Here is a 10,535-nt window from a genome sequence, read left to right as displayed (position 1 = left end):
GGCACCCGGCCGCGGACGGCTCAGGCCAGGACAGGCTCGGCGTCCGGCCGCGGACGGCTCAGGCCGGGACCGGCTCGGGGCCCCGCAGCACCGCGGCCGGCGCCTCGTCCAGCGGCTGCGGCGGGGCGTTGAAGACGCTCTCGTCCAGCCTCCCCTCCGAGCGGGCCACGAGGACCGGCACCACGAGCTGCCCGGCCACGTTGGTGGCGGTGCGGATCATGTCGAGGATCGGGTCGATGGCCAGCAGCAGGCCGACGCCCTCCAGGGGCAGGCCGAGCGTGCTCAGGGTCAGGGTGAGCATCACGACCGCACCGGTGAGACCGGCGGTGGCGGCGGAGCCGACCACGGAGACGAACGCGATCAGCAGGTACTGGCCGACCCCGAGCGGGATGTCGAACACCTGGGCCACGAAGATCGCGGCGAGCGCCGGGTAGATCGCGGCGCAGCCGTCCATCTTGGTGGTCGCGCCGAACGGCACCGCGAAGGAGGCGTAGTCGCGGTCCACGCCCAGGCGCTCGGTGGTGACGCGCTGGGTGAGCGGCATGGTCCCGACCGAGGAGCGGGAGACGAAGGCCAGCTCGATGGCGGGCCAGGCCTTGCGGTAGAAGGTGATCGGGCTGACCTTGCCGACGAAGGCCAGCAGCAGCGGGTAGCTCACCAGGAGCACCAGCAGGCAGCCGATGTAGACGCCCGCGCTGAGCTTGGCGAGCGGGGCGAGCAGGTCCCAGCCATAGCTGGCCACGGACTTGCCGATGAGACCGGCCGTGCCGATCGGGGCCAGCCGGATGACCCACCACAGGGCCTTCTGGACCAGTTCGAGGACCGAGCGGCTGAAGTCGAGGAACGGCTCCGCCTTCTCCCCGACGGCCATGGCGGCGGCGCCGAGGACGACTCCCAGGAAGACGATCTGGAGGACGTTGAGCTCGGTGAAGGCGGTGACGATGTTGGTCGGGACGATGCCGGTCAGGAAGTCGACCCAGGTGCCGGCGCCTTCCAGGTCCACGGCCTTGGCGCCCTCGGTGGCGATGTTGACGCCCTGCCCGGGGTTGAGGACCAGCCCGAGCCCGATGCCGAAGGCCACGGCGATCAGCGAGGTGGCCAGGAACCACAGCAGCGTCTTGCCCGCGAGCCTGGCGGCTCCGTTGACGTTGCGCAGGTTGGCCACGCTGACGACGACCGCGGTGAAGACCAGCGGCGGGACCGCGAGTTTGAGGAGCTGGACGAAGATCTTGCCGACCTCGGTCAGCGTGGCGGTGAGCCAGGTGACGTCACCGGCGCGGGCGACGAACCCGAGGGCTATGCCGACCACCAGTCCCAGCAGCAACTGCAGGGAGAAAGAGAACCTCTTCATGAACGGGGACTCCGTAGAAGGGCATGCCGGAGCGGACACGGACATGCGGAGTGAGGAAAGGGGAGACGGGAGCGGTGTTCAGCGACAGAGCTGGCTGCTGAGACGGCACAGGTCGACGTGGAGCCGCTCGACGAGCCACACGATCACCGGGAAGAACCTCACGGCGGAGTACAACATCATCGTCTGATGCGTATATTCCGATTTGAAGTGTGATGCACATCACACTTCAAATCGGAGAGGAGTCCCGTTCGGGACCGGCCGGTCCGGCGGGAGACCACGGCCGGAAAGACGACGGGGGCCCCGGCGGAGCCGGGACCCCCGCACGGGGATGCGTCAGGACGCCAGATCCCTCACCTTCTCGATGAGCCGGACCCGCTCCTCGTGCGTACGGCCGAGCGGGGCGACGTTGACGGTCGTGACGCCCGACTCCTTCATCGCCTGGAGGCGCTCGCGGACGTGGCCCTCGGAGCCGATCAGGGACATCTTCTCCAGCAGTTCATGTGGGACGAGCGCGGCGGCCTCGTCCTTCTTGCCGTCGAGATAGAGGTTCTGGATCTGCTCGGCCTCCTTCTCGTAGCCGTAGCGGCGGGCGAGGTCGTTGTAGAAGTTCTTGCCCTTGGCGCCCATGCCGCCGATGTAGAGGGCGGCCATCGGGCGGCCCAGCTCCAGCCAGTCCGACACGTCGTCGCCGATGGCCAGCGGCGCCTGGGCGATGACGTCCAGCTCCCCCAGGGCCGGGTCGCGCCTGGCCTTGCCCGCGGCCAGCGAGGCGCCCCAGACGGCGGCGGCCTTCTCCGGCATGTAGAAGATCGGCTCCCAGCCCTCGGCCAGCTCCGCCGAGAGCTCGACGTTCTTGGGACCGATGGCGGCGATCACGATGGGGATGCGGTCACGGACGGGGTGATTGATGATCTTCAGGGGCTTGCCCAGGCCGGTGCCCTGGTCCGCGGGGAGCGGGACGGTGTAGTGCTTGCCCTCGTAGGTCAGGCGCTCACGCCTCCAGACCTGGCGGCAGATCTCGACGACCTCGCGGGTGCGGCCCAGCGGGGCGGTGTACGGCACGCCGTGGAAGCCCTCGACGACCTGGGGGCCAGAGGCGCCCAGGCCGAGGGTGAAGCGGCCGTCGGAGACGTAGTCCATGCCCGCGGCGGTCATGGCCAGCAGGGTGGGCGTGCGGGAGTAGATCGGCAGGATGCCGGAGGCGATCTGCAGGCGCTCGGTCCTGGCCGCGATGTAGCCCATCTGGCTGACCGCGTCGAAGCTGTAGGCCTCGGCGACGAAGACGATGTCGAGACCCGCCTTCTCGTAGTCGGCCAGCGCGGCCACCGTCTCCTTGAAGCCCCCCGAGTAGTTCAGGGCCATACCGATACGCATCCCGAGACCGTCCTTCCGCGCCGACGAAACCGAATGATGTTCCGTTTCTCTCCGGGGAGAAGGCTATCGACTCACCGCCGAAGCACCAAGCCCCGCACCCCCGGCGCGGGGCCGGTAGCGTACGCATCTCGGGGCGGGGGAAGCCCCCGGCGCCGGACGAGGGAGCGTGGTGTGCTGAGACGATCGATCATCGTGGTGGCGGGGGCGCTGGCCCTGCTCCTCGGCGGCCACCGGCTCCTGCCGGAGCTGGGCGGGTTCACGCCCGTGCTGGAGAGCCTGCTCCCCTGGCTCGGCGTCGCCGTACCGGTCCTGCTGGTCGGGGCGCTGTTCACCCGCTCGTGGCAGGTGATCGTCGCGGCGCTGCTCCCGGCCGCCGTGTGGGGGGTCATGTTCGGCCCCACGGTGCTGCGCACCCCGCCGGGCGGGCCGAGCGACCTGTCGGTGGCCACGCTCAACGTGGGGGTGACCAACGCCTCCTCGGGGCAGGCCGTACGGGCCCTCGCCAAGGGCCGGGACCTGGTCGCCGCGCAGGAGCTGACCAGCGGCGGCCCGGCCGCCAAGGCGCTCAGCGCCCGTTTCCCGCACCACTACCAGATCAGCACGGTCGGCCTGTGGAGCCGCTTCCCGATCGTCGAGGCCCGCAAGGCGGACATCGGCCTCGACTGGGTGCGGGCGCTGCGGGCCGTGGTCAAGACCCCCAAGGGGGAGCTGACCGTCTACGTCATGCACCTGGCCTCGGCCCGCCCCGGCATGACGGCCCAGCGCGACGAGACCCTCACCCGGGCCCGCAGGATCGTCGAAAGGGACGACAGCGAGCGCCTGCTCCTGCTCGGCGACCTCAACACCGCCACCACCGACCGCAAGCGGGCCGGGCTGGTGCCCCCGCTGTCGGACGCCCAGCAGGAGGCCGGCTCCGGCTTCGGCTTCACCTGGCCGGCGTCCTTCCCGGTCACCCGCCCCGACCACATCCTCTACCGCGGCCTCACCGCCACCAGCGCCGGTGTCGAGCGGGCCGCCGGCAGCGACCACCGCGCCGCCGTCGCCTCACTGCGCCTGGGCGAGCACCCGCCGGGCGGCGCGGCCCTGCCGCGCCCCTGAGAGCTCACGGCGCCTGCGCCGGGCGCCCCGCCGCGCGCAGCGCGGACAGGTCCGCCGGGGTGTCGATGTCGGCCGGGTCGCCGGCGTCGTCGCAGGGCACGCCGGCGACCAGCTCGGGGTGCGCCCGCAGGAACGGCCGGGCGCCGACGTCGCCGGTGGCGAGCGCGGCGACCTCCGCGAAGTGCTCCCTGGCGATCAGCACCGGGTTCCTCGGCGCCCCGCCGTAGGTGGCGACGGCGACCGAGGCGCCGTCCCGGGCGGCCCGGATCAGCCGCCGCACCGCCTCCGGGCCGACGAACGGCTGGTCCACCAGGGCGATCACCACGTGCCGCACCTCATCGGGGAGCGCGTCCAGGCCCACGCGCAGCGAGGAGCCCATCCCCGAGCGCCACTCCGGATTCCGTACGGCCACCGCCCCGCGCACCTGCGCGGTGGCGGCCCCGAGCACGACGACCACGGGGTGGCAGCCGCCGTCGTGGAGCAGCCGGACCCCGCGGTCCACCAGCCGCTCCCCGCCGAACTCCACCAGCGCCTTCGGCGTGCCGAGCCGCGAGCCCGAGCCGGCCGCCAGCAGCAGCCCCGCGACCGGCGCCCGCGCGGCGGCCTCCCCCCGCGTGATCACGCCTGCGGCCCGTCACCGTGGATCCGGCCGGAGCCGTCGGTGAGGGGCTGCCCCGAACCTCCCCAGCGGAGCTGGATCAGCTCGGCGACGATGGAGACCGCGGTCTCCTCCGGCGTCCGCGCGCCCAGGTCCAGCCCGATCGGCGAGCGGAGCCGTTTCAGCTCGGCCTCCTCCAGACCCGCCTCGCGCAGCCGGGCCAGCCGGTCCTCGTGGGTGCGGCGCGAGCCCATCGCGCCGACGTAGCCCGCCGGGGTGCGCAGGGCCACCTCCAGCAGCGGGACGTCGAAGCGGGGGTCGTGGGTGAGCACGCAGATCGCGGTCCGCTCGTCCACGGTGATCGAGGTCAGGTAGTCGTGCGGCCACTTGACGATCACCTCGTCGGCCTCCGGGAAGCGCTTGGCCGTGGCGAAGACCGGGCGGGCGTCGCACACGACCACGTGGTAGCCGAGGAACTTGCCGATCCGGGCCACCGCGGCGGCGAAGTCGATCGCGCCGAAGACCAGCATCCGGGGCGGCGGGGCGAAGGAGTGCACGAAGACCGAGAGCTCGTCGAGCCGCCGCTCGCCGTGCGAGCCGTACCGGCGGACCCCGGTGAGCCCCTGCGCGAGCATGCCCCGCGCGTCGTCGTCCACCGCCTCGTCCAGCCGGGCCACGCCCAGCGAGCCGGCGGAGCGGTCCGGCCAGACCACCCTGCGGGCGCCGACCGCGCCCGGCCCGGCCAGCACGGTCGCCACCGCCACCGGCTCGCGCTCCCGCATCGACGCGGCGACCGCCCCCAGCTCGGGGAAGGTCTCGCGCGAGACCGGCTCGACGAACACGTCGATGATGCCGCCACAGGTCAGACCGGCCGAGAAGGCGTCGTCGTCGCTCACGCCGTACCGCTGCAGCACCGGCGTGCCGGTGGCGACCACCTCCCGGGCCAGCTCGTAGACGGCCCCCTCGACGCATCCGCCCGAGACGCTGCCCTCCGCCTCCTCACCCAGCACGGCCATGGACGCGCCCGGCGGCCGGGGCGCGCTGCGGAAGGTGTCCACCACGGTGGCCAGCCCGAAGGTCCGCCCGGACTCCCACCACCGTACGATCTGTGACAGCACGTCACGCATGCGTCCCTCCCAGCAGGGCGGCCAGTTCCTCGAAGGAGGCCAGGCTGTGCCCGGCCACGAAGTCGTCGATGTACGGCAGGGCCGCGCGCATCCCCGCGGTGAGCGGGCGGTAGCCCTCCTGCCCCTTGTGGGGGTTGACCCAGATCACCCGGTGCGCCATCCGCGACAGCCGGGCCATCTCCGCGCCGAGGAGCGAGACGTCGCCGCGCTCCCATCCGTCGGAGGCGATCACCACCACCGCTCCCCTGGCGTCGTTCAGCGTCAGGAACTTCCTGAGCTCCTCACCCAGCCGGGTGCCGCCGCTCCAGTCGGGGATGGCGCGCGAGACGGCGTCCATCGCGGTGGCCGGGTCGCGGTGGCGCAGCTCGGCGGTGAGCCGGGTGAGCCGGGTGCCGGCGCTGAACACCTCGGTGGCCCGCGGCTCGCACCTGACCAGCGCGTGGGCCAGGCGGAGCAGCGTGTCGGCGTAGGGGGTCATGGAGCCGCTGACGTCCACCAGCAGCACGGCCCTGCGGGGCCTGGTCCGGTGCGAGCGGTAGCGGAGCCTGGCGGTCTCCCCGCCGCGCCGCAGGGTCTCGCGGATCGTCGCCCTGCTGTCCAGCCGCCCCCGGTGCGACGGCCGCAGCCGCCGCGACCTGCGCTGCTCACGCCCCACCCGGAACAGGGCGAGCAGCCGGTGCACCTCCGCCAGCTCCGCCCCGGTCAGCTTGGCCACGTCCCGGTTGCGCAGCACCTCCGCCGCGCTCGCGCTGGCCACCGGGGCGGGACTGTCGTCGCCGTCGTCCGCTCCGCCGGACATGGTGGCGATGTGCCGGGTGACGGTGACCGCGGCCGGTCTCGGGCGGCCCGCGCGCAGCCCGCCGAAGTAGGCGTGGAAGACCCGGTCGTAGCGGGGCAGGTCGTCGGCCGAGGCGCACAGGGTGAACCGGCCCGCCCAGTAGACGTCGCGCGGCTCGGCGGCGTCCAGGTGCGACAGCGCGCGCAGCAGGCCCTGGGTCCTCTCGTGGTCGGCGGGGACCCCCGCGGCGCGCAGCGTCCTGGCGAACCCGGTCATGACGGCGACCAGGTCCCGTGCCGTCCCCGCGCCGCCGGGGCCGTCAGCGGCGGAGGTCACCGAAGATCCCGTTCCCGAGCACGGTCTCGTGGTCCTCCCGGTGCTTGAGCAGGGCGCCCAGAGTGGCCGCGGCCAGATCGGGGTCCAGCTCCCGGGCGCCCAGGGTCAGCAGGGCCTCGGTCCAGTCGATGGTCTCGGCTATCCCGGGCGGCTTGACCAGCCCGGCCCCGCGCAGCCGTACGGCCGCCTTGGCGACCTGCTCGGCGAGGGTCTCGGAGCAGGCGGGCAGGCGCCGCAGCAGGATCGCCACCTCGCGGTCGAAGGAGGGGTGCTCCAGCCAGTGGTAGAGGCAGCGCCGCTTCAGCGCGTCGTGCACCTCGCGGGTGCGGTTGGAGGTCAGCACCACCACCGGCGGCCGCTCGGCGCGGACCGTGCCGAGCTCCGGGATGGAGATCGCGAAGTCCGAGAGCACCTCCAGCAGGATCGCCTCGAACTCAACGTCGGCCCGGTCTATCTCGTCGATGAGCAGCACGCTGGGCTGGGTCTCGACCGCCTTGAGCAGCGGCCGGGCGATCAGGAACCGCCGGTCGTAGACCTCCCCCTCCAGCCGGGCGGCGTCGGTCACCCCGCCGGCCTCGGCGGCCTTCAGGTGCAGGAGCTGGCGGGCGAAGTCCCAGTCGTAGAGCACCTGGGGACCGTCGAGCCCCTCGTAGCACTGCAGCCGGATCAGCGGCGCCCCCAGCACCGCGGCCAGCATCCTGGCCAGCTCGGTCTTGCCGACGCCGGCCTCCCCTTCGAGCAGCAGCGGCCGGCCCATCCGCAGCGCGAGGAACGCCGCCGTGGCCAGCCCTTCGTCGGCGAGGTAAGCCTCCCGGTCGAGCAGCTCCGTCAACTGCCCGGGCGACTGCACCTCCGACGCCTCGATCGTCCGCCTCAGCACTACCTCAGGCTACGCCCGCAGGTGCGACATGAGCGTATTCTCACCCTCTGTGAAGAACCTGGTCCGGCAGATCAACACGCCCTCACGGGTCGTCGTGGTCGCCTTCCTCACGGTGGTCCTCAGCGGCACGGCGCTGCTGTCGCTGCCCATCGCCGTCGAGCAGGACCGGGCGGGGACGTGGACCTCCGCCCTGTTCACCGCGACCTCGGCGGTCTGCGTCACCGGACTGGCCGTGCAGGACACGGCGGCGCACTGGACGGTCTTCGGCGAGCTGGTGATCCTGGTGCTGATGCAGATCGGCGGCTTCGGGATCATGTCGCTCGCCTCGATCCTCGCGTTGGTCGTCTCCGGCAGGCTCGGCCTGCGCGCCCGGCTCAACACCCAGGCCGAGACCAAGACACTGGGGCCGGGCGACGTGCGCCGGGTGATCGCGGGCGTCGCCAAGGTCACGCTGGTGGTCGAGACGCTGACCGCCGTGATCCTGTCCGTCCGTTTCGTCGCCGGGTACGGCGAGCCGCTCGGCCGCGCCGTGTACTACGGGATCTTCCACGCGGTCTCGGCGTTCACCAACGCCGGGTTCGCGCTCTGGCCCGACAGCATGATGCGGTTCGTCACCGATCCGTGGATCTGCCTCCCGCTGGCACTGACGGTGGTCGCCGGGGGCCTCGGCTTCCCGGTCTACGCCGTGCTCCGGCAGAACTGGCGCCGCCCGTCGCGCTGGTCGCTGCACGCGAAGATCACTGTGGGGATGACCGCCGTCCTGCTGACCGGTGGGACCCTGGCCGTCACCGCGACCGAGTGGAACAACCCCGGCACGCTGGGCGCGCTCTCCCCCGGCCTGCGTGTCATGGCCGGGTTCTTCCACAGCACCATGACCCGCAGCGGCGGCATGAACTCCGTCGACGTCTCCCAGATGCACGAGAACACCTGGCTGATCAGCGACGTGCTGATGTTCATCGGCGCGGGCAGCGCGAGCACCGGCGGCGGCATCAAGGTGACGACGTTCGCGCTGCTCGCCTACGTCATCCTGGCCGAGCTCCGCGGCGAGCCCGACGTCACGGCCGGGCGCCGCCGCGTCCCCGAGCAGCTCCAGCGGCAGGCGCTGACCATAGCCCTGCTCAGCGTGGCCTCGGTCGCCGCCGGCACGTTCGTCATGATGATGCTCACCCCCTTCAAGCTCGACCGCGTACTGTTCGAGGTGGTCTCCGCGTTCGGCACGGTCGGCCTGTCCACGGGGATCACCCCTGATGTCGGCACCAGCGGGCATCTGGTCCTGACGACCCTGATGTTCATCGGCCGGCTCGGCCCGGTGACCCTCGGCGCCGCGCTGGCGCTGCACGTCCAGACCCGTCGGTTCCGCTATCCGGAGGAGCGTCCCCTCGTTGGTTGACAAGAAGAACCGCGGCGACGCGGTCGTGGTGATCGGCCTGGGCCGGTTCGGCGGTGCGCTGGCGGTGGAGCTGGCGGGCCGCGACGTCGAGGTGCTGGGGGTCGACAGCGACCCCAAGAACGTCCAGGAGTTCTCCGGGCGGCTCACCCACGTGGTCTGCGCCGACTCCACCGACCCCGACGCGCTCACCCAGCTGGGGATCGCCGAGTTCGGCCGGGCGGTGGTCGGCATCGGCAACGACATCGAGGCGAGCATCCTGACCACCTCCATCCTGGCCGACCTCGGCGTGCCCGACATCTGGGCGAAGTCGATCAATCTGCAGCACAGCCGGATCCTGGAGCGGGTCGGCGCCCACCACGTGGTGCAGCCCGAGCACGACATGGGCGAGCGGGTGGCGCACCTGGTCACCGGCCGGATGCTCGACTACGTGGAGGTCGACGAGGACTACGCCCTGGTCAAGACCAAGGCTCCCCAGTGGGCGGACGGCAGGTCCCTGAGCGAGCTGGGCATCCGCAAGAAGTACGGGGTGACCGTGGTCGGGATCAAGAAGCCCGGCGGCAGGTTCACCTACGCCACCTCGGGCACGGTCGTCAACGGCGGCGACATCCTGCTCGTGGCGGGCGAGACCGACCGGGCCGAACGGTTCGCCGAGGAGACCTGAGCTCCGCCGGGCGTCCGGAGCCCGGTCCGCGGCGGCCGGGCCAGGACGCTCCGGGTCTGCGGCCGGCAGGCCCCGGTCCGCGGGCGGGCCCCGGAGGACCCCGGTCCGCGGTGGCAGACCAGAACGCCCGGGGTCCGCGGCCGGCAGGCCCCGGTCCGCGGGCGGTCCGGGAGACCTCAGTCGGTGGTGGTGGACCAGGTCGTCGCCGCCGGCGCGCCGGCCGGGCAGGTGACGCGGATCGTCGTGCTCTCGCCGCCGGAGGTGAACTCGACCGAGACGGCAGGCGCGGGGCCGCGCTCGACCCTGTCGACGCCGTAGCCCTGGGCGGGGCTCCACGACAGCAGGACGGCCCGGCCCGCGTCGCAGGCGGTGACGACGGCCCCCTGGCCGTAGGAGAACTCCCTGGTCGCCATGGCCCGGCCGGGCGGGGCGGGAGCGGCCAGGACGGGGTTGCCGGTCGCGCTGACCAGGGCCCGCTCGACCTCGCTGAACGTCATGGGCTGGACGACCTGGCCGGTGATGTGGACGCCGATCAGCGACACCGCCCAGGTGCTGGCCACCGTGGTGAGGGCGGCTGCGGCGAGCCAGCCCCCCAGGCCGAGCAGGGCCTGCCTGTTCACCGAACAAACGTCTCACCAGCGCCGTTAAGGGCCCGCCAAGCGGGCCTCACGACGTGGTCAACGCAGCCGGCCGATTGGGGAAAGGTTAGCGTGTTGGTGTGGCACAGGTGCTCCTCGTCGAGGACGACGCCCAGGTCCGGTCCGCGCTGACCCGGGCGCTCACCGAACGCGGGCACGCCGTCACGTCGGTCGCCGCGGGCATGCCGGGGCTCACCCTCGCGGTGGGAGACCGGCCCGACCTGGTCGTGCTCGACCTGGGCCTGCCCGACCTCGACGGCTGCGAGGTGCTGCGCATGCTGCGCGCCGTGAGCGCCGTCCCGGT

12 protein-coding genes are annotated in these 10,535 nt (G+C 72.7%); 4 read left to right on the top strand and 8 right to left on the bottom strand.

Annotated elements, in window-relative coordinates; genetic code table 11:
• Positions 1-58: 58 nt before the first annotated feature.
• The 3 genes from ACWDS7_RS42355 to ACWDS7_RS42345 form a co-directional block, all read right to left on the bottom strand.
• Positions 59-1,351, bottom strand: coding sequence for a dicarboxylate/amino acid:cation symporter (locus tag ACWDS7_RS42355; RefSeq protein WP_451933881.1), 1,293 nt, complete (start codon positions 1,349-1,351; stop codon positions 59-61).
• Positions 1,352-1,429: 78 nt separating this feature from the next.
• Positions 1,430-1,531: a putative leader peptide gene (locus ACWDS7_RS42350; protein WP_370879592.1), complete on the bottom strand. Its 102-nt coding sequence runs from the start codon at positions 1,529-1,531 to the stop codon at positions 1,430-1,432.
• 153 nt (positions 1,532-1,684) lie between these two features.
• On the bottom strand, positions 1,685-2,725 hold the full coding sequence (locus ACWDS7_RS42345; protein ID WP_451933880.1) for an LLM class F420-dependent oxidoreductase: 1,041 nt from the start codon (positions 2,723-2,725) through the stop codon (positions 1,685-1,687).
• Positions 2,726-2,896: 171 nt separating this feature from the next.
• Between ACWDS7_RS42345 and ACWDS7_RS42340 the strand changes: the two genes are divergently transcribed.
• Positions 2,897-3,823, top strand: a complete 927-nt coding sequence (locus ACWDS7_RS42340) for an endonuclease/exonuclease/phosphatase family protein (protein ID WP_451933879.1) — start codon at positions 2,897-2,899, stop codon at positions 3,821-3,823.
• A 4-nt stretch (positions 3,824-3,827) separates the two neighbouring features.
• Here the strand turns inward: ACWDS7_RS42340 and ACWDS7_RS42335 are convergent, their stop codons facing one another.
• From ACWDS7_RS42335 to ACWDS7_RS42320, 4 genes are read right to left on the bottom strand one after another with little or no spacing between them, the layout of a single operon-like run.
• A complete protein-coding gene (locus tag ACWDS7_RS42335; RefSeq protein WP_451933878.1) occupies positions 3,828-4,445 on the bottom strand; it encodes a nucleotidyltransferase family protein in 618 nt (205 codons plus the stop codon).
• Positions 4,442-5,548, bottom strand: a complete 1,107-nt coding sequence (locus ACWDS7_RS42330; RefSeq protein WP_451933877.1) for an XdhC family protein — start codon at positions 5,546-5,548, stop codon at positions 4,442-4,444. Before ACWDS7_RS42330 ends, ACWDS7_RS42335 begins: the two co-directional genes overlap by 4 nt.
• The gene (locus tag ACWDS7_RS42325) at positions 5,541-6,662 is read right to left on the bottom strand and encodes a vWA domain-containing protein (protein WP_451933876.1); all 1,122 of its coding nucleotides are present in this window, start codon (positions 6,660-6,662) and stop codon (positions 5,541-5,543) included. The genes ACWDS7_RS42330 and ACWDS7_RS42325 overlap by 8 nt, the downstream gene beginning before the upstream one ends.
• On the bottom strand, positions 6,646-7,542 hold the full coding sequence (locus tag ACWDS7_RS42320) for an AAA family ATPase (RefSeq protein ID WP_451933875.1): 897 nt from the start codon (positions 7,540-7,542) through the stop codon (positions 6,646-6,648). The genes ACWDS7_RS42325 and ACWDS7_RS42320 overlap by 17 nt, the downstream gene beginning before the upstream one ends.
• Positions 7,543-7,591: 49 nt before the next feature.
• Between ACWDS7_RS42320 and ACWDS7_RS42315 the strand changes: the two genes are divergently transcribed.
• Positions 7,592-8,932 (top strand): TrkH family potassium uptake protein, encoded by a 1,341-nt coding sequence (locus tag ACWDS7_RS42315; RefSeq protein ID WP_451933874.1) that lies wholly within the window; start codon positions 7,592-7,594, stop codon positions 8,930-8,932.
• Complete coding sequence (locus ACWDS7_RS42310; RefSeq protein WP_451933873.1) at positions 8,925-9,593, top strand: potassium channel family protein; 669 nt, start codon at positions 8,925-8,927, stop codon at positions 9,591-9,593. The genes ACWDS7_RS42315 and ACWDS7_RS42310 overlap by 8 nt, the downstream gene beginning before the upstream one ends.
• A 176-nt stretch (positions 9,594-9,769) precedes the next feature.
• Here the strand turns inward: ACWDS7_RS42310 and ACWDS7_RS42305 are convergent, their stop codons facing one another.
• Positions 9,770-10,213 (bottom strand): hypothetical protein, encoded by a 444-nt coding sequence (locus tag ACWDS7_RS42305; protein WP_451933872.1) that lies wholly within the window; start codon positions 10,211-10,213, stop codon positions 9,770-9,772.
• Between the two features lie 98 nt (positions 10,214-10,311).
• Here ACWDS7_RS42305 and ACWDS7_RS42300 point away from each other — a divergent pair.
• Positions 10,312-10,535: response regulator (locus ACWDS7_RS42300; protein WP_451933871.1), on the top strand; the 224-nt coding region annotated here is incomplete at its 3' end.

Source organism: Streptosporangium sp. NPDC003464 (genome assembly GCF_053588315.1).
The sequence above is the reverse complement of the archived record's forward strand: the minus strand, read 5'-3'. Positions and strand labels throughout refer to the sequence as shown.

What these genes read in the sequence shown, in the direction of transcription:
- ACWDS7_RS42355 (WP_451933881.1), bottom strand. Translation starts at nt 1,351, where the DNA reads ATGAAGAGGTTCTCTTTCTCCCTGCAGTTGCTGCTGGGACTGGTGGTC.
- ACWDS7_RS42345 (WP_451933880.1), bottom strand. Translation starts at nt 2,725, where the DNA reads ATGCGTATCGGTATGGCCCTGAACTACTCGGGGGGCTTCAAGGAGACG.
- ACWDS7_RS42330 (WP_451933877.1), bottom strand. Translation starts at nt 5,548, where the DNA reads ATGCGTGACGTGCTGTCACAGATCGTACGGTGGTGGGAGTCCGGGCGG.
- ACWDS7_RS42350 (WP_370879592.1), bottom strand. Translation starts at nt 1,531, where the DNA reads ATGATGTTGTACTCCGCCGTGAGGTTCTTCCCGGTGATCGTGTGGCTC.